General features: G+C 73.6%; 16 protein-coding genes. 13 read left to right on the top strand and 3 right to left on the bottom strand.

Annotated features, from left to right (window positions below):
- The first annotated feature begins 5 nt into the window (after positions 1 to 5).
- A complete protein-coding gene (locus JD78_RS06350) occupies positions 6 to 590 on the top strand; it encodes a TetR/AcrR family transcriptional regulator (protein ID WP_228395343.1) in 585 nt (194 codons plus the stop codon).
- Between the two features lie 173 nt (positions 591 to 763).
- A complete protein-coding gene (locus JD78_RS06345) occupies positions 764 to 1,714 on the top strand; it encodes an AraC-like ligand-binding domain-containing protein (RefSeq protein WP_153361883.1) in 951 nt (316 codons plus the stop codon).
- Positions 1,715 to 1,734: 20 nt separating this feature from the next.
- On the opposite strand, the gene JD78_RS06340 is transcribed toward JD78_RS06345, so the two are convergent.
- Positions 1,735 to 2,406, bottom strand: coding sequence for a GntR family transcriptional regulator (locus JD78_RS06340; protein ID WP_194290542.1), 672 nt, complete (start codon positions 2,404 to 2,406; stop codon positions 1,735 to 1,737).
- A gap of 153 nt (positions 2,407 to 2,559) precedes the next feature.
- Here JD78_RS06340 and JD78_RS06335 point away from each other — a divergent pair, with 153 nt between their 5' ends.
- Positions 2,560 to 3,843, top strand: coding sequence for an Nramp family divalent metal transporter (locus JD78_RS06335; RefSeq protein ID WP_243730988.1), 1,284 nt, complete (start codon positions 2,560 to 2,562; stop codon positions 3,841 to 3,843).
- Between the two features lie 37 nt (positions 3,844 to 3,880).
- Here JD78_RS06335 and JD78_RS06330 read toward each other — a convergent pair whose 3' ends face one another.
- On the bottom strand, positions 3,881 to 5,353 hold the full coding sequence (locus tag JD78_RS06330) for an NAD-dependent succinate-semialdehyde dehydrogenase (protein WP_153360974.1): 1,473 nt from the start codon (positions 5,351 to 5,353) through the stop codon (positions 3,881 to 3,883).
- A gap of 109 nt (positions 5,354 to 5,462) precedes the next feature.
- Here JD78_RS06330 and JD78_RS06325 point away from each other — a divergent pair, with 109 nt between their 5' ends.
- The 5 genes from JD78_RS06325 to JD78_RS06305 all read left to right on the top strand — a co-directional run bounded on the left by JD78_RS06325 (position 5,463) and on the right by JD78_RS06305 (position 11,466).
- The gene (locus JD78_RS06325; protein ID WP_153360973.1) at positions 5,463 to 6,980 is read left to right on the top strand and encodes a fumarylacetoacetate hydrolase family protein; all 1,518 of its coding nucleotides are present in this window, start codon (positions 5,463 to 5,465) and stop codon (positions 6,978 to 6,980) included.
- A 77-nt stretch (positions 6,981 to 7,057) separates the two neighbouring features.
- Positions 7,058 to 8,614 carry a 5-carboxymethyl-2-hydroxymuconate semialdehyde dehydrogenase gene (hpaE, locus tag JD78_RS06320; RefSeq protein ID WP_153360972.1) on the top strand — a complete coding sequence of 519 codons (1,557 nt, stop codon included), beginning with the start codon at positions 7,058 to 7,060 and terminating at the stop codon, positions 8,612 to 8,614.
- Between the two features lie 72 nt (positions 8,615 to 8,686).
- The gene (gene hpaD, locus JD78_RS06315) at positions 8,687 to 9,853 is read left to right on the top strand and encodes a 3,4-dihydroxyphenylacetate 2,3-dioxygenase (protein ID WP_153360971.1); all 1,167 of its coding nucleotides are present in this window, start codon (positions 8,687 to 8,689) and stop codon (positions 9,851 to 9,853) included.
- A gap of 39 nt (positions 9,854 to 9,892) precedes the next feature.
- Complete coding sequence (gene hpaH, locus JD78_RS06310; RefSeq protein WP_153360970.1) at positions 9,893 to 10,678, top strand: 2-oxo-hept-4-ene-1,7-dioate hydratase; 786 nt, start codon at positions 9,893 to 9,895, stop codon at positions 10,676 to 10,678.
- On the top strand, positions 10,663 to 11,466 hold the full coding sequence (locus tag JD78_RS06305; RefSeq protein WP_153360969.1) for an HpcH/HpaI aldolase family protein: 804 nt from the start codon (positions 10,663 to 10,665) through the stop codon (positions 11,464 to 11,466). Before hpaH ends, JD78_RS06305 begins: the two co-directional genes overlap by 16 nt.
- A gap of 495 nt (positions 11,467 to 11,961) precedes the next feature.
- Here the strand turns inward: JD78_RS06305 and JD78_RS06300 are convergent, their stop codons facing one another.
- Positions 11,962 to 12,924, bottom strand: coding sequence for a LysR family transcriptional regulator (locus JD78_RS06300; RefSeq protein WP_153360968.1), 963 nt, complete (start codon positions 12,922 to 12,924; stop codon positions 11,962 to 11,964).
- 112 nt (positions 12,925 to 13,036) lie between these two features.
- Here JD78_RS06300 and JD78_RS06295 point away from each other — a divergent pair, with 112 nt between their 5' ends.
- The 5 genes from JD78_RS06295 to JD78_RS22525 all read left to right on the top strand — a co-directional run bounded on the left by JD78_RS06295 (position 13,037) and on the right by JD78_RS22525 (position 18,234).
- Positions 13,037 to 14,227 (top strand): cytochrome P450, encoded by a 1,191-nt coding sequence (locus JD78_RS06295; RefSeq protein ID WP_153360967.1) that lies wholly within the window; start codon positions 13,037 to 13,039, stop codon positions 14,225 to 14,227.
- Positions 14,228 to 14,297: 70 nt separating this feature from the next.
- Positions 14,298 to 14,624: a 2Fe-2S iron-sulfur cluster-binding protein gene (locus JD78_RS06290; protein WP_153360966.1), complete on the top strand. Its 327-nt coding sequence runs from the start codon at positions 14,298 to 14,300 to the stop codon at positions 14,622 to 14,624.
- Positions 14,625 to 14,634: 10 nt separating this feature from the next.
- Positions 14,635 to 15,870 (top strand): NAD(P)/FAD-dependent oxidoreductase, encoded by a 1,236-nt coding sequence (locus tag JD78_RS06285; protein ID WP_208104004.1) that lies wholly within the window; start codon positions 14,635 to 14,637, stop codon positions 15,868 to 15,870.
- A gap of 17 nt (positions 15,871 to 15,887) precedes the next feature.
- The gene (locus JD78_RS06280) at positions 15,888 to 17,087 is read left to right on the top strand and encodes a cytochrome P450 (protein ID WP_153360965.1); all 1,200 of its coding nucleotides are present in this window, start codon (positions 15,888 to 15,890) and stop codon (positions 17,085 to 17,087) included.
- Positions 17,088 to 17,226: 139 nt separating this feature from the next.
- A complete protein-coding gene (locus tag JD78_RS22525) occupies positions 17,227 to 18,234 on the top strand; it encodes an AraC-like ligand-binding domain-containing protein (protein ID WP_153360964.1) in 1,008 nt (335 codons plus the stop codon).
- The last annotated feature ends 9 nt before the right edge of the window (positions 18,235 to 18,243 follow it).

Here is an 18,243-nt window from a genome sequence, read left to right as displayed (position 1 = left end):
CGAAGATGGTCGACCGCGACGAACGGCGCCAGGAGATCCTCGAGGTCACCTGGCGCATCATGGCCACGCGCGGCGCGGAGTCCGCCACGATGCGGGAGATCGCACGTGAGGCCGGCTACGCCAACGGCGCGCTCGCACCGTACTTCGCGAACAAGGACGAACTGGTCGAGGCCGCCTACCTCTTCGTGTTCGAGCGCACCAACGACCGGATCCGGTCCGCCCTCGCCGGCCTGCGGGGGGTCGCGGCGTTGCGCGCGTTCCTCGTGGAGGTGCTGCCCACCACCGAGCTCACCCGCTCGGAGGCCCGGATCGTGCTGCCCTTCTGGAGCCGGATGGTCACCGACGACCGGCTCGCCCGGTTGATGGACGCCACGGCGCAGCACTGGCGCGACGAACTGGCCTCGCTCCTCGCCCAGGGCCGTGCCGACGGCGACGTCACCGTGGCCACCCCCGACACCGTCGTCGCCGAGCAGCTGCTCGCGACCGCCTACGGCCTGCAGGTCCTGGCGCTCCTCCCCGGCTCCCCCGCGTCGCCGGAGACCCAGCTGCAGATGCTCGACCTGGCCGTGGCTGCCCTCCGCGCGACCTGAGACACCCGGCGCACCGCGCACGGCCGTCGCGCCCGTCACCGGACGGCCGTGCGCGGTGCGCCGGCGACCCGTGCGGGAGCGCGCTCGCGGCCTCCCGATTCCGGCGCTGGATCGTATATGCTGCCCGCCACGCTCGGGGCCGAGCCGGGCCGTGTCACCGTCAGGGGAAGAGAATGGTGCAGCCCGTCGCCGGCGCCCTCGCCGTCTCCGTCGCCTCGTCCTTCACGGAGTGGCAGGACCTGGTGTCCCGCTCCTTCGTCCCGCTCTCGATCACCCGTCGCCGCCCGGCACCGTTCCGGGCCGTGCTGCAGAGTCGTGAGCTGCGGGACGCCACGCTGTGCCGGATCAGCGCAGCCAGCCACACCGTCCGCCGCACCCAGGCGCTGATCGGCTCGGCGCAGCCGGTCCACGTCAAGCTGAGCGTGCAGCTGGCGGGGACGTGCCTGCTCGTCCAGGACGGCCGGGAAGCCGTCCTGACCCCGGGAGACCTCGCGGTCTACGACACCAGCCGCCCCTACACGCTGGCCTTCGACGAGGACGTCGAGTCGATGGTGCTGATGTTCCCCCGCGACCTGCTCGACCTCCCCGCCGACCTGATCGGGCAGCTGACCGCCGTGCGGATGGCAGCCGACGCCGGCCTGGCCCGGGTGGTCAGCCCGTTCCTCAGCCAGCTGGCGCAGCACATGGACCAGGTGTCCGGACCCAGCGGGCTCCGCCTGGCGCACAGCGCCCTGGACCTCGTGTCGACGCTGCTGGGGGAACAGCTCGGCGCCGACCGCGAGGCCGACCCGCACCGCCGACTGGTGACCCGGATCCGGGCCTACATCGAGGCCAACCTCGGCGACCCGGACCTCTGCCCGGACAAGGTCGCCGCTGCGCACCACATCTCGACCCGGCACCTGCACAACGTCTTCAGCGCCGAGGGGACCACGGTGGCCGCCTGGATCCGGGCGCGTCGCCTGGAGCACTGCCGGCGCGACCTGCTCGATCCCCTGCAGAGCGACAGGACGGTCGCCGCGCTCGCCGCCCGGCGGGGATTCTCCGACCCGACCCACTTCAGCCGCGCCTTCAAGGAGGCGTTCGACCTCTCACCGAGCGCCTACCGCCACCTCGCCGCCGGCTGACCCGCGTCGGCCGGCGGTCGTCAGTCGACCGACGACCGCGCGGCCAGGAACGCCTGCAGGGTCGCGAGCCGGTGTCGCCGTGCCGCGAGCTCGATCTCGAGCACGTCCGCCCCCGCCTCGATCGCCGTGAGGATCTCCTCGTGCTCGGCCACGCTGGCGGGCGGGCGGCCGGGGACGAAACCGAAGATCGAGTCGCGCAGCGCGGCGAGCCGGCTCCAGCCACGTCCCACGAGGTCCTGCACGTGCGGGTTCGGGCACCGCTCGAACAGCAGGCCGTGGAAGGCCCGGTTCAGCTCGGTGAACCGGTGCGGGTCGAAGTCCTCCAGGCACGCGCGCATCTGGTCGTTCACCTCGCGCGCCGCGGCGATGGTCTCCGCGGACAGCAGCGGAGCAGCCAGCGCGGTCGCGTAGCCCTCGACCAGCGCGAGGGTCTGCATCGTGTTGATGTACTCGGCCTCGTCGACCAGGGCCACCTGGGCCCCCACGTTCTTCACGAAGGTGACCAGCCCCTCGGCCTCGAGCAGCCGGACCGCCTCGCGCACGGGCACGACGCTGACGCCCAGCTCGCCGGCGATCTGGGCCAGGACGAGCCGGTAGCCGGGTGTGAAGCGCCCGCTGGTGATCTGCTCGCGGATCCACTCGTAGGAGAGCTGCGCCTTGCTCGGCGACACCCCGGGGACAGCGCTGGTCATCACCCGGGATCGTCCGCACCGCGAGCGCCGAAGGCCATGCACTGAGCGTATACGAGGCGTCCGGTTCCTCTTCCCGGAGCGCCCGGGATCGTATACGTTGTTCGGCACGTTGCCTGCGGGCCAGCGGGAACGACGTGTCGAGAGGACCTGCCGGTGTCCGTGTCGGAGACAGTCACCTCCGGTCAGCCGACCGGCCCGGCGGCGCGCCCGGGCGATCACCGCTCCCGGCGGCGCATCTGGCCGCTGCTGGGACCGGCGTTCGTGGCCGCCGTCGCCTACGTCGACCCCGGCAACGTGGCCACCAACTTCTCTGCCGGCGCCTCCTTCGGCTACACGCTGCTGTGGGTGATCGTCGCCGCGAACCTGATGGCGATGCTCATCCAGGCGCTCACCGCCAAGCTCGGCCTGGCCACCGGCCGCGACCTGGCCACCAACTGCCGCGAGCGGCTCCCCCGCCCGGTCACCTGGGGGCTGTGGGCGCAGGCCGAGGCCGTGGCCATCGCCACCGACCTCGCCGAGATCGTCGGCGGCGCGGTCGCGCTGAACCTGCTGTTCGGGGTGCCGCTGCCGATCGGCGGGCTGATCACCGCCGTCGTCGCCTTCGTGCTGCTGGCCGCCCAGTCCCGCGGCCACCGGCCCTTCGAGCGGGTGATCGCCGGACTGCTGCTGGTCGTGGGCCTGGGCTTCGGCTACACGCTGCTCGGCGCCGGCATCGACGTGGCGGGCGCGGCCGGGGGCATGGTGCCCTCCTTCCAGGGCGCCGAGAGCATCGTCCTGGCCACGGGCATCCTGGGCGCGACGGTCATGCCGCACGTGATCTACGTGCACTCCGCGCTCACCCCGGGCCGCTACGGCGACGCGGTCTCCGCCGGGCGCACCGCCCGGGGCCGAGGGGGGCTCCTGCGTGCGCAGCGGCTGGACGTGCTGCTCGCCATGGGCGTGGCCGGGCTGGTCAACGCCGCGATGCTGGTGGTCGCCGCCCAGCTGTTCACCGCCGGCGACGACGCGGACACCCTCGAGGGGATCCACGCGGGCCTCGGCGACCAGCTGGGCACCGGCGCGGCCGTGGCGTTCGCCCTCGCGCTGCTGGCCTCGGGCTTCGCCTCGTCGTCGGTGGGCACGCACGCCGGGCAGGTCGTGATGGCCGGGTTCCTCCGCCGGCAGATCCCCGTGCTGGCCCGCCGGCTGATCACCCTCGCCCCCGCCCTGGCGGTGCTGCTGGTCGGCGCCGACCCGACCACGGCACTGGTGTGGTCGCAGGTCGTGCTGAGCTTCGGCATCCCGTTCGCGCTGGTGCCCCTGCTCTGGCTGACCTCCCGCGCGGACGTGATGGGCGGCTGGGTCAACCGGCGGGTCACGACGGCCACCGGCTCGGTCGTCGCCCTCCTGATCATCGCCCTCAACGGCCACCTCGTCGTGACCTTCGTGCTCCCCTGACCCGCCCGTCCGGGCGGGCCCGGACGGGCGGGTGCGGTCAGGCGTAGGGGTCGGCGGTCAGCGTGTACTTCGTCTGCAGGTACTCGTCGATGCCCTCCGCGCCGCCCTCGCGGCCCAGCCCCGAGAGCTTCCAGCCGCCGAAGGGCGCGGCCGCGTTGGAGAGCACCCCGACGTTGAGCCCCATCATCCCGGTCTCGAGGCGGTCGATCATCCGCTGTCCCCGGGCGAGGCTCTCGGTGTAGACGTAGGAGACCAGGCCGTACTCGGTGTCGTTGGCCAGGCGGACCGCCTCGTCCTCGTCGTCGAAGGGCACGATGGCGAGCACGGGGCCGAAGATCTCCTCGCGGAGGATGTCCGATCCGAACTGGACGTCGGAGACGACCGTCGGCTCGTAGAAGGTCCCGGGCCCGGGGACCTCCCTGCCCCCGGTGCGCACCGTGGCGCCGCGCTCGACCGCGTCGGTGACGAGGGCGTGGGCCTTGGCCACGGCACGGTCGTCGATGAGCGGGCCGATCACCACCCCCTCCTCCGTGCCGCGCCCGATCCGCATCTCCCTGACCCGCTCGGTCACCCGCGCGGCGAACTCGTCGGCGACCGAGCGGTGGACCAGGAAGCGGTTCGCGGCGGTGCACGCCTGACCGACGTTGCGGAACTTGGCGGCGAGGGCGCCGTCGACGGCCCGGTCCAGGTCGGCGTCGTCGAACACCAGGAACGGCGCGTTGCCCCCGAGCTCCATCGAGGTGCGGAGCACCCCCTCCGCGGCCTGCGCCAGCAGCCGCTGCCCGACCGGGGTGGAGCCGGTGAACGACAGCTTGCGCAGCCGCGGGTCGCGGATGATCGGCTCGGACACCGCGCCGCTCCGCGACGTGGTCAGCACGTTGACCACACCCGCCGGGAGGCCGGCGTCCTGCAGGAGCTTGGTGAAGTACAGCGTCGTGAGCGGCGTCAGCTCGGCCGGCTTGATCACCACGGTGCAGCCGGCCGCGAGCGCCGGGGCGATCTTCCGGGTGGCCATCGCCAGCGGGAAGTTCCACGGCGTGATCAGGTAGCAGGGGCCGACCGCGTGCCGCGAGACGATCATCCGGCCGGTGCCCTCGGGGTTGGCTCCGTAGCGCCCCTGGATCCGCGCCGCCTCCTCACCGAACCACCGGAGGAACTCCCCGCCGTAGGTGACCTCGCCCCGGGCCTCGGCGAGCGGCTTGCCCATCTCGACGGTCATCAGCAGCGCGACGTCCTCCCTGCGCTCCTGCAGCAGGTCGAAGGCGCGGCGGAGCAGCTCCGCCCGCTCGCGGTGCGGTGTGCGGGACCAGGCGGGGAACGCCGCATCGGCGGCGTCCAGCGCCGCGGCGCCGTCGGCGACGGAGGCGTCCGCGATCGTCTTGACCGGCTGCCCCGTGGCCGGGTCGCGGACCGTGAGCGTCCGGCCGCCCTCGGCCGCACGCCATCGCCCCCCGATGAACAGCCCGTCGGGCACGTCGGCCAGCAGGGCGGACTCGCGACTCTCGCTCACGGCAGCGTTCCTCCGTCGTCGTCGGACTTGCCTGGCACGGAGCCGTCGGCACGCCTTGACCGCCCCGGAGCGGACTATATACGATTTCGCGGGTGACGAAGGGACGGCGATGACCACCGACGAGGGCAACCACCCGGACGATGCCGACCCGCGGTTCGGCGGTCTCCCCCAGCGCCCCGGGAAGATCATCGCGGTGCACCTGAGCTACCCCTCACGCGCCGACCAGCGGGGGCGACGGCCGGCCCACCCGTCCTACTTCCTCAAGCCGTCGAGCTCGGTCGCGGCGTCGGGCGGCTCGATCGAGCGGCCCGAAGGCACCGAGCTGCTGGCCTTCGAGGGCGAGGTCGCGCTCGTGATCGGCACGCCCGCCCGCCGGGTCTCCGTTCCCGACGCCTGGTCGCACGTCGCCTGGGTCACCGCGAGCAACGACTTCGGCCTGTACGACCTGCGCGCGAACGACCGCGGCTCGAACGTCCGCTCCAAGGGCGGCGACGGCTTCACGCCGATCGGGCCGGAGCTGATCGACGCACGGACCGTGGCGCCGGACGCGCTCCGCGTGCGCGTGTGGGTCAACGGCGACCTCGCCCAGGACGACACCACCGCCGGGCTGCTCTTCCCGCTGCCCCAGCTGGTGGCCGACCTGTCCCAGCACCTCACCCTCGAGGCCGGCGACGTCGTCCTCACCGGCACCCCCGCGGGGTCCTCGGTCGTGGTCCCCGGAGACGTGGTCGAGGTCGAGGTCGACGCGCCGGGCGCCCCCGGCGCGCCGACGTCGGGGCGGCTCGTCACCACGGTGACCCAGGGCGCCGTGCCCTTCGACGGGTCCCTCGGGTCGCTCCCCGCGGTGGACGACACGCAGCGCGCCGAGGCCTGGGGCTCGCGCGAGGCCGCCGGACTCCCCGCTGAGCCGCACCCCGCTGGCGCGCTGACCCCCGAGCTGCGGGCCAAGCTGGAGCGGGCCCCGGTCGCCGGCCTGTCCCAGCAGCTGCGCAAGCGCGGCCTCAACGACGTCACGATCGACGGCGTCCGCCCGATGCACCCGGACCGCAAGGTGGTCGGCACGGCCCGCACCCTGCGCTTCGTGCCCCACCGGGAGGACCTGTTCGCCTCCCACGGCGGTGGCTACAACGCCCAGAAGCGCGCGTTCGACGCGGTGGGCAGCGGCGAGGTCGTCGTCATCGAGGCGCGCGGCGAGACCCGCTCCGGGACGCTCGGTGACGTGCTCGCCATCCGGGCGCACGCCCGCGGGGCCGCCGCGATCATCACCGACGGCGGGGTGCGGGACCACGACGCGGTCGCCGCCGTCGGCATCCCGGTCTACTCCGCCGGCGCGCATCCGGCGGTGCTCGGGCGACGCCACGTGCCGTGGGACCTCGACGTCACGATCGGCTGCGGCGGCACCACGGTGCAGCCCGGCGACGTCGTCGTCGGCGACGCCGACGGCGTGATCGTCATCCCGCCCGCGCTCGTCGAGGAGGTCGTCGACGCCGCCCTGGCCCAGGAGGACGAGGACGCCTGGATCGCCGCTCGGGTCGCGGAGGGGCACCCGGTCGACGGGCTGTTCCCGATGAACGCCGCGTGGCGGGCCCGGTACGACGCGGCCCACGGCCGGACAGCGACGCCCTGACGGCGCCCCCGCCCGGCTGACCCGACGCTCCCCCACCCCGCGAGGCCGTTGCCTCTCCCCCACTCCGAGGAGTCCCCATGACCGACACCGCCACGCTCGGCGCGCAGGGCCACGTCCCCGCCGACCTGCCGACCCGCATCCAGCACTACGTCGACGGCGAGCTGGTCGACTCCGCGGACGGTGCGACCTTCGACGTGCTCGACCCGGTGTCGAACGAGGTGTACCTGCAGGCCGCCGCCGGCAAGGCCGCCGACGTCGACCGGGCCGTCACCGCCGCGCGCCGGGCCTTCACCGAGGGGCCCTGGCCGCGGATGCTCCCCCGTGAGCGCTCGAAGGTGCTGCACCGCATCGCCGACATCGTCGAGTCCCGCGACGCCCGGCTGGCCGAGCTGGAGTCCTTCGACTCCGGCCTGCCCATCACCCAGGCGCTCGGGCAGGCGCGGCGGGCGGCGGAGAACTTCCGGTTCTTCGCCGACCTGGTCGTCGCCCAGGCCGACGACACGTTCAAGGTGCCGGGGCGGCAGATCAACTACGTCAACCGCAAGCCCATCGGCGTCGCCGGCCTGATCACGCCGTGGAACACGCCGTTCATGCTGGAGTCCTGGAAGCTGGGCCCGGCGCTCGCCACCGGCAACACGGTCGTGCTGAAGCCGGCCGAGTTCACGCCGCTGTCCGCGTCCCTGTGGGCGGGGATCTTCGCCGAGGCCGGGCTCCCCAGCGGTGTCTTCAACCTGGTGAACGGCCTGGGCGAGGAGGCCGGTGACGCGCTGGTGAAGCACCCCGACGTGCCGCTCATCTCCTTCACCGGGGAGAGCCGCACCGGGCAGGTCATCTTCGGCAACGCCGCCCCGTTCCTCAAGGGGCTGTCGATGGAGCTCGGCGGGAAGTCCCCGGCGATCGTGTTCGCCGACGCCGACCTGGAGGCGGCGGTCGACGCGACCGTCTACGGCGTCTTCTCCCTCAACGGCGAGCGCTGCACCGCCGGCAGCCGGATCCTCGTGCAGCGCGACGTGTACGACGAGTTCGTCGAGCGGTACGCCGCGCAGGCGAAGCGCGTGAAGGTCGGCTTCCCGCACGACCCCGACACCGAGGTCGGCGCCCTCGTGCACCCCGAGCACTACGACAAGGTGATGAGCTACGTCGAGATCGGGAAGAGCGAGGGGCGCCTCGTCGCCGGCGGCGGCCGCCCCGAGGGCTTCCCCGCGGGGAACTTCGTCGCCCCGACGGTGTTCGCCGACGTCCCGCCGAGCGCCCGGATCTTCCAGGAGGAGATCTTCGGCCCGGTCGTGGCGATCACCCCGTTTGACACCGACGAGGAAGCGCTCGCCCTGGCGAACGACACCCGGTACGGCCTGGCCGCCTACGTCTGGACCAACGACCTCAAGCGGGCGCACAACTTCTCCCAGGCCGTCGACGCGGGCATGGTCTGGCTCAACTCGAACAACGTGCGTGACCTGCGCACCCCGTTCGGTGGCGTGAAGGCCTCGGGCCTGGGCCACGAGGGCGGGTACCGCTCGATCGACTTCTACACCGACCAGCAGGCCGTGCACATCACCCTCGGCGAGGTGCACAACCCGACCTTCGGCAAGCACGAGCACCTCGAGCCGTCGCTGGACGACCCGGAACCCCGCTGAGCTGCCCCCACCCGCCGCTCCCCGCGCCCCACCCCCTCACCGCCGGACCACCACTCGAGCAAGGACGCCGACATGACCCGCGCCAGTGACCGCACCCTGACCTCCTCGGGCTTCTACGTCTCCCAGGAGGCGCCGATCCACAGCGACAACCCGATCCCCACGCCGCAGGCGGAGCCCCCGGACGTGCTGCGCTGCGCCTACATGGAGCTCGTCGTCACCGACCTGGCGGCCTCCCGGCAGTTCTACGTCGACGTGCTCGACCTCGTCGTCACCGAGGAGGACGAGGAGACGGTCTACCTCCGGTCGATGGAGGAGTTCATCCACCACAACCTCGTGCTGCGCAAGGGCCCGGTGGCCGCCGTCGCCGCGTTCTCCTACCGCGTGCGCACCCCCGAGGACCTGGACAAGGCGGTCGCCTTCTACACCGAGCTGGGCTGCCGGGTGGAGCGCCGGACGGAGGGCTGGACCACCGGCATCGGCGACTCGGTGCGCGTCGAGGACCCCCTCGGCTTCCCCTACGAGTTCTTCCACGACGTGGCCCACGTCGAGCGCCTGGCCTGGCGTTACGACCTGTACACCCCGGGTGCGCTGGTCCGGCTGGACCACTTCAACCAGGTCACCCCCGACGTGCCCCGCGCCGTGGCCTACATGCAGAACCTCGGCTTCCGGGTCACCGAGGACATCCAGGACGGCGAGGGCATCGTCTACGCCGCGTGGATGCGGCGGAAGCCGACCGTGCACGACACCGCGATGACCGGCGGCGACGGACCGCGCATGCACCACGTCGCGTTCGCCACGCACGAGAAGCACAACATCCTGGCCATCTGCGACAAGCTCGGCGCGCTGCGGCGCTCCGACGCCATCGAGCGGGGACCGGGCCGGCACGGCGTCTCCAACGCCTTCTACCTGTACCTGCGCGACCCCGACGGCCACCGGGTCGAGATCTACACGCAGGACTACTACACCGGCGACCCGGACAACCCGGTCGTCACCTGGGACGTCCACGACAACCAGCGCCGCGACTGGTGGGGCAACCCGGTGGTGCCGTCCTGGTACACCGAGGCGTCCCTGGTGCTGGACCTGGACGGCAACCCGCAGCCGGTGGTCGCCCGGACCGAGAGCTCGGAGATGGCGGTGACCATCGGCGCCGACGGGTTCTCCTACACCCGGCCGACCGAGGGTGAGGAGTCCATGCCGTCGTGGAAGCAGGGCGAGTACAAGCTGGGCAACCAGCTCTGACCCCGGCAGGACACGACCCAGGACCAGGAGAGGACACCCATGCTGGCACCCGAGGTGATCACCGGGCTCGCCGAGGAGCTGGCCGCGGCCGACCGAGAGCGGCGGCTCATCCCGCGCATCACCGCACGCCACCCCGAGGCGACCGTCGAGGACTCCTACGCCATCCAGGGGGTCTGGCGCGACGGGCGGCTCGCCGAGGGGCGGCGGCTGGTGGGCCGCAAGATCGGGCTCACCTCGCGGGCGATGCAGCAGGCGACGGGCATCACCGAGCCGGACTACGGCGTGATGTTCGACGACACCGTCTGGGAGAGCGGAGCGCAGCTCCCCTTCGACGCGTACACCAACGTGCGCATCGAGGTGGAGCTCGCCTTCGTCCTCGGCCGGCCGCTCGAGGGCCCGCACTGCACGGTGTTCGACGTGCTGCGGGCGACCGAGTACGTCACGCCGGCGCTCGAGGTGCTCAACAGCCACATCGAGCTGGAGGGTCGCACCATCGTCGACACCATCAGCGACAACGCCGCCTACGGCGGCATGGTGCTCGGTGGCACCCCGAAGCGCCCCGACGACGTCGACCTGCGGTGGGTGTCCGCGCTGCTCTACCGCAACGAGAGCATCGAGGAGACCGGCGTGGCGGCCGGCGTGCTCGGCCATCCCGCGGTGGGCGTGGCCTGGCTGGCCAACAAGCTGTGGCAGCACGGGGCCGGCCTGGCCGCCGGCGAGATCGTGCTCGCCGGGTCGTTCACGCGGCCGGTCTGGATCTCCCGCGGCGACAGCGTCGTGTGCGACTACGGGACGATGGGGGCGATCTCGTGCCGCTTCGTCTGAGGCCGACGTTCGGCGACGACCTGCGCGACGCGCAGCGACCGCTCGCCGGCATGTGGGTGTGCTCCGGGTCCTCCCTGGTCGCCGAGATCTGCGCGGGGGCCGGCCTGGACTGGGTGCTCGTCGACATGGAGCACTCCCCCAACGGGCTCGAGTCGGTGCTGGCCCAGCTGCAGGCGCTGGCCGGCTACCCGGTCGCCCCCGTGGTGCGCGTGCCGATCGGTGACGTGGTGACCATCAAGCAGGTGCTGGACCTGGGCGCGCAGAACGTCCTCGTGCCGATGATCTCCTCCGCCACCGAGGCCCGGGCCGTCGTGGAGGCCGTGCGCTACCCACCCCGCGGCCGCCGCGGCGTCGGCTCGGCGCTCGCCCGCTCGGCCCGGTGGAACCGGGTCGACGACTACCTCGCCGAGGCGGACACGCACGTGTCGGTGTTCGTGCAGGTCGAGACCGTGGCCGGCGTCGACAACGCGGCCGAGATCGCGGCGGTGGACGGCATCGACGGCGTCTTCGTCGGCCCCTCCGACCTCGCCGCGTCGATGGGCCTGCTGGGCCAGCAGACCCATCCGGACGTCACGGCCGCCGTGCTCCGGGCGCTGGCGGCGATCCGGTCGGAGGGCGCTGCCGCCGGCGTGAACGCCTTCGACCCGGCCGTCGCCCGCACCTACCTCAACGCAGGCGCGTCGTTCGTCCTCGTGGGCGCCGACGTCGCGCTGCTGGCCCGCGGGTCCGAGGCCCTGGCCGCGCAGTGGGTGCCGGCTCCCGACGCGACCGAGCGCGCCTCCTACTGAAACCCGGCTGCGGTCGCGCGGGCGGGAGCGCCGCGCGGCCGTGGCGAGGTGCACCGTGCGCAGCGGCGGCTGGGTCGGGTCGGTGTGGTCCAGCGGTGCCGGGAACAACCGTCGGTCTCCCGGCACGCGGAGGTCCTGGAGGCCCGCGACGACCCCCTCCGGGGTCAGGTCGCCCGACGCGCACGCGCCCTCCCTGGCGTCGGCGCGCAGGTCCGCCCGGGCCCGGCACGGCTCGTCCAGCAGCGACGGGTTGCAGGCCGGCGTGCTCCCGACGACCGGGACGTCCACGCCACGGGAGCCCAGGACGCTGGCCGGCGAGGCCAGCTGGGTCGGGGCCGCGCTGTGCGTCGCTCCACCAGGTGCGCGCCGTCGATCGGGTGGGGACACCGGGGTGGACGCCCCCGGCCCGGCGGCCCGGGCCCTCGTCGTGGTCCGCGGGCCTGGGGGCGAGCACCGTGCTGCACGCCACGCACGCGGGACGACGGCGCGACGCGTCTACGGCGAGGGCGGGCCGGCGTCGGCCCGGCGGGCAGCGCCGGCGTTGCGGTGCCGGTAGTCGGTGAAGCGCGCCTGGGCGGCGGCGAAGCCCGCCAGTGCCTGCGCCCGGTCGGTGAGCCGCACCCCCGAGGGCCAGACCATCTGCACGCCCACGCCGGCCACGGGCGGGTCGATCTCCAGCGCCGTCAGGGGCAGCCCCTCGTAGGAGCGGTCGACGGCGGGGCGCTGCACGAGGACCGAGTAGCCGAGACCCCGGGCGACGAGGGACCGGGTCAGCTCGAAGTCGGTCGTGCGCTGGGCGACCCGCGGGGTGACCCCGGCCTGCTCGAAGACCCGCAGGGTGTGCTGCGCCGCGGGCGGGAGGTCGAGGAGGATCAGCGGCTCCTCCGCCAGCTCGGCGAGGGACACCGAGCCCGCCCCGGCCAGGCGGTGGTCGGCCGGCAGCACGACGTAGGGCCGGACCATGTACAGCAGGACCGATTCCAGGCCGTCGGGCAGGCCCATGTCGTAGACGATGGCCAGGTCGAGGGCGCCGGCGAAGAGCAGCGCCGTGATCTCCTGCTGGCTGCGGGCCACGACGTCCAGCTGCACCTTCGGGTGGTGCTCCGCGGTCCACCGCAGCAGCAGCGGCAGGATCGTGGGCGAGACCGTCACGTAGCACCCGAGGGTCAGCGGACCGGCGAGCTCGGTGCCACCGCTGGCCGTCATCAGCCGCAGCTCCTCCGCGTCGCGCAGGAGCACCGCCGCCCGCTTCCGCAGGTAGACGCCGGTGGGCGTGAGGGAGACGCCGTGGGCCTTGCGGCGCACCACGAGCTGGGTGCGCAGGATCCGCTCGAGCTCGGTGAGCGCGGAGGCGACCGCGGTGGGGGTGACCCGCAGCGTCGCGGCCGCACCGGAGAGGGAACCCGCATCCGCCACGGCGACGAAGCAGTGGAGCTGGCGGAGCGTGTACTCGGCCATCGGCGAACCCCACCTCAGCTTCGGTTGTTGTCAAGGACTTCGAACTTTACCTGGACTGGTGATCGGCGCCACAGTGATCGGACCGCCCGTACCGACGAAGGGCCTCCTCAGGATGACCACGCAGGCCAACGACGTCCGGCCCGTCCCCACCGCCGAGTGGGTGACCATCCCGGACCTGTTCGACGACCCGTACCCGATCTTCCAGCGGCTGCGGGCGGAGGCGCCCGTCCACTGGGTGCCGGCGGTGGACCGCTACCTGATCGTCGGCTACGAGGCCGCGCACGACGTGGAGCAGGACGCGGAGCGCTTCACCGCCGACGAGGCCGGCTCGCTGATGAAGCGGTCGATGGGCCACAGCATGCTCCGCAAGGACGACCCCGAGCACGCGGCAGAGCGGCAGGCCTACGGCGGCGTCCTGCGGCCGCGGGCGATCAAGGCGCACTGGAACGCCGTCTTCGAGGCCAACGCCCGGGTCCACCTGGACCAGCTGAAGGCAGCCGGACCGGGCGCGGACGTCGTCTCCCACTTCGCGGCGCCGTACGCGGCCGAGAACCTGCGACTGGTCCTGGGCTTCCACAACGCCACCGCCGACGACCTGCAGCGGTGGTCGCAGACCCTCATCGACGGCACCGGCAACTACGCCGACGACCCCGACGTGTGGGCTGCGGCGGAGCGCTCGTCCGCCGAGGTCGACACCGCGATCGACGAGATGCTCGCCCACTTCCGGGACGAGCCGGACCACACGCTGCTCTCCGGGTTGGCGGACATGCCCATGTCCCTGGAGGCGCTGCGCGCCAACCTCAAGATGACCATCGGCGGCGGGCTGAACGAGCCGCGCGACGCGATCGCCACCACGCTGTGGGCGCTGCTCTCGCACCCCGGGCAGCGGGAGCGGGTGCTCGCGGGGTCGCGGTGGGCGGATGCGTTCGAGGAGTCGATCCGGTGGGTGGCGCCCATCGGGATGTACCCCCGGCAGGCCACCCGGGACACGGTGCTCGACGGCCTGCAGATCCCCGCAGGCGCGCGGCTGGGCGTGCACGTGGGTGCGGCCAACCGCGACCCGGCGGTCTTCGCCGACCCGGAGAGCTACGACGTCGACCGGCCCAAGGTGCCGCACCTGGCCTTCGGCGGTGGCAGCCACTTCTGCGCCGGGGCCTGGGTCGCCCGCGCGTCGGTGGTCGGTGTCGCACTGCCCCAGCTGTTCGCGGAACTGCCCGAGCTGCGCCTCGACCCCGCCGCCCCCGCGACGATCCAGGGCTGGGTCTTCCGCGGCGTGACCCACCTCCCGGTCCTGTGGTCCTGAGACCCGGACGCCCCGAGAACCCCAGACGACCTGAGAACCCCAGACGCCCTGAGAACTCGAGGAGTTCGACATGCCCACGGTGACCTACCACCACGACGGCGGCACGGCCGACGTCCTCGACGTCGAGCCGGGCACCAGCCTGATGCGCGCCGCCGTCCGCAACGGCGTCCGCGGGATCGTCGGCGAGTGCGGCGGCCAGGCCATGTGCGCCACCTGCCACGTGTACGTCCGCGACCCCTACCTCGGCGCGCTGCCGGACATCAGCGAGGACGAGGAGGAGATGCTGGACTGCACCACCGCCCCGCGGGACGCCGACCGCAGCCGGCTCGGCTGTCAGGTCGTCGTCGGTCCGGACCTCGACGAGATCGAGGTCGACGTCCCGGCCAGTCAGGTCTGAGGGCCGCCCCGTGCAGCACGTGGTGGTCATCGGGGCGGGGCACGCGGGGGTCCAGGTCGCCGAGTCCCTGCGCACCGGCGGCCACGACGGGAGGGTGACCCTCGTCGGGGACGAGGACGCCCTCCCGTACCAGCGCCCTCCGCTGTCCAAGGACTTCCTCGCCCCCGGCGACACGGCCGAACCGCTGCCCCTGCGTGGCGCCCGGTTCTACGCGGAGAACGGGATCGACCTGCGCACCGGCGTGACCGCGACGGTCCTGGACCGTCGGCGCCGGACCGTCGTCCTCGACGACGGCGACGAGCTGCACTACAGCGCCCTCGTGCTGGCCACCGGAGCGGCCAACCGGACCCTCGCCGTGACCGGCAGCGACCTGGCCGGCGTGCACGACCTGCGCACGCTGGCCGACGCCGAGCGACTGCGGGCCGACCTGGAGCAGGCCCGGTCCGCCGCGGTGGTCGGCGCCGGTTTCATCGGCCTGGAGTTCGCCGCCGCGGCGCGGGCGCGCGGCCTCGCGGTCACCGTCCTCGAGACCACCGACCGGCCGATGGGCCGTGCCCTGACCGCCGACATGTCCACCCACCTCGCCGACGCGCACCGGGCGATGGGCAGCGATCTCCGGCTCGGCGAGGGCCTGGCCGGGATCCGCGGCCGGGACGGACGGGTCACCGGGCTGGTCAGCGGTGCCGGTGCCGAGTACGCCGCCGACGTCGTGCTGATCGGCGTGGGGGTCCGCCCCCGGGACGAGCTGGCGACGGCGGCCGGTCTCGTCGTCGACGACGGGATCGTCGTGGACGCCCACCTGCGCACGTCCGACCCCGACGTCTACGCCATCGGCGACTGCGCGAGCTTCCCGATCCCGGGCCTGGGCGGCCGGCGCCGCCTGGAGTCGGTGCAGAACGCCACCGACCAGGGGCGGCACGTCGCCCAGCAGATCCTGGGCGCACCGGCCGGGTACGGCGAGCTGCCCTGGTTCTGGAGCAACCAGGGCAGCCTGCGCCTGCAGATCGCCGGGCTGGCGCAGCCCGGGGACACCACGGTGGTGTGCGGGGACCGCCCGGGGGGTCGCTTCTCGGTCCTGGCGTTCCGCGACGGGGCGCTGGTCGCCGTGGAGTCGCTCAACCGGGCAGCCGACCACGTCGCCGCGCGGCGGGTGCTGTCCGGGGCGGTGACCCCGACGCCGGAACAGGCGGCCGACCCGGCGTTCAGCCTGAAGGACTTCGCCAAGCAGTCGGCGCCCGTGCCATGACCCGATCCGGAGAGACCATGTCCGCACCGATCGACGCCCCGACCGCCGACTGGGTCGACCCCACGGTCCTGGCGCGCGACCCCTACGACACCTACACCCGACTGCGCGAGCTGGGCCCGGTGGTGCGGGTGCCGGCGGTGGGCAAGTACCTCGTCACCTCCTTCGCGGGGTGCCGCGACGTCGAGGCCGACCAGGAGACGTACTCGGCCTCGGTCACCGGCGGGAGCGCGACCCTCGCCCGTGCGCTCGGTGCGCAACCGATGCTCCGCAAGGACGACCCGGACCACGCGGTCGAGCGCCAGACCGTCAACCCGACGCTGCGGCCGAAGAACATCCGGCAGACCTGGGCACCGGTCTTCGAGCGCAACGCCCGGACCCAGCTGGCGGTCCTGCGCGAGCAGGGCCCGGACGACGCCGACCTCAACCGCGACTACGCCGGGCCGGTCGCCGCACAGAACCTCGTCGACCTCCTCGGGCTCCGGGGGGCGAGCGCGGCGGACATGCAGCGGTGGTCGCACGCCTTCATCGCCGGCACCGGCAACCTGCACGACGACGCGGACACCTGGCGCCGCTGCGATGCCGCACGCGAGGAGGTCGACGCCCTGCTGGAGGAGCTCGTCCCGTGGTACCGCCGGCACCCGGACGGGTCGATGACCTCGGCCTTCGTGAACGGCGGGCTGCCGCACGAGGCCGTGGCGGCCAACGTGAAGCTGACCATCTCCGGCGGCATGAACGAGCCCCAGCACATGGTGACCGCCGTCGTCTGGGCGCTCAGCCGCCACCCGGACCAGCGCCGGCGGGTGCTCGCCGACCCGGCACTGTGGCCGGCCGTCTTCGACGAGACGGTCCGGTGGGTCTCCCCCATCGGCATGTACCCCCGGGAGACCACCCGGGCCACCGTGCTGGCCGGCACCCGTCTCCCGGAGCGGGCGCCGATCGGCGTGGTCGTCGCGGCGGCGAACCGCGACCCGGCGGAGTTCGACGGCGCAGCGGAGTTCGACAGCGCACGCCCCAGACGGTCGCACCTGGGCTTCGGCAGCGGCGTCCACCTGTGCGCCGGGCACTGGGCGGCCCGCATCTCCATCGGGGAGATCGCGGTCCCGCTCGTCCACGAGGCCCTCCCCGGTCTGCGGAGCGATCCACGGCGTGCGGAGCAGTGGGCCGGCTGGGTCTTCCGGGGGCTGTCCTCCCTGCCGGTCACCTGGGGGCCGGAGTGACGTCCGCGGGACCCGGACCGGGGCCGCAGGTCACGACTGTGCACAGGCACGGGCAGACCCCTATGTCCGGGGCCTCCGGGCATCTAGCGTGTGCATTTCGGGCTCACTGCTCGTATTCCGAGTTGGTCAAGGAGTGAGCGTGCTTCTCGCAGACCCGCCGTCCTCGACCGGGCCGGGCGACGCCGACGGACCCCGTCCGACGGCAGCCGAGGCCTCCGCGATCGAGGAGCACGCCCTCGACACCTTCCAGACCGCGGTCTCCTCCGCCTGTGCCCCCGTCCGGATCCGACCGGCCCAGGGCGCCTCCTTCCAGGGCCAGGTGCGCAGCGCCCGGGCCGACGGGCTGCTCGTCGCCTCGCTGACCACCGGGGCGAACTCGGTCTCCCGCACCGGGCGCCTGCTCAGCTCCACCGACCCCGAGTTCGTCAAGCTGACCTGGCCCCGCCACGGGGTCGTGCGGCTGACGCAGGACGGGCGGGAGTGCGAGATCCGGGCGGGCAGCCTGGTCGTCTACGAGACCATCCGGCCCTACCAGCTGCACACCGTCAGCCCGCGCTGGGAGGCCGTCGTCGTCGCCGTCCCGCGCGACCGGCTGGAACCGCACCTGCGGCAGCTCAGCGAGCGCACCGCGGTGCCGGTGCCGGCGACGAGCGGCCCCGCCCGGGCGCTCGCCCTCATGGTCGACGAGCTGGCCCGGTGCGACGACGCCGGACTGGGCGACTCCGCCGCCGCCATCCACCTCGGTGACGCACTCGTGTCGATGCTGCTGGCTGTCTACAACGGGTTGCCGCAGATCGCCGGGGCAGGACGGATCAACCTGGCCGACCGGGTCCGCGCCCACGCGCTGGCCCACCTGGGCGACCCCGGCCTGAGCGTCGACTCCATCGCCGCGGCCCTCGGGGTCTCGGTGCGCCAGGTGCACAAGATGTGCGCGCAGGAGGGGTTCTCCGCGGCAGCCTGGATCCGCCGTCGCCGCCTGGAGCGGATCCGCCGGGACCTGCTGGACCCGGCGCTGGCCGGGCGCACCACGCCGGCCATCGCCGCCCGCTGGGGCATCCTGGACACCACCCACCTGGCGCGCCAGTTCCGCGCCGCCTTCGGGGAGTCCCCGGCGGAGCTGCGCCGCCAGCACACCCGCGCCGCCTGAGCCCCCCGC

The organism is Modestobacter roseus (assembly GCF_007994135.1).
Classification (GTDB): Bacteria; Actinomycetota; Actinomycetes; order Mycobacteriales; family Geodermatophilaceae; genus Modestobacter; species Modestobacter roseus.
This window is presented reverse-complemented; position numbering and strand designations above follow the sequence as displayed.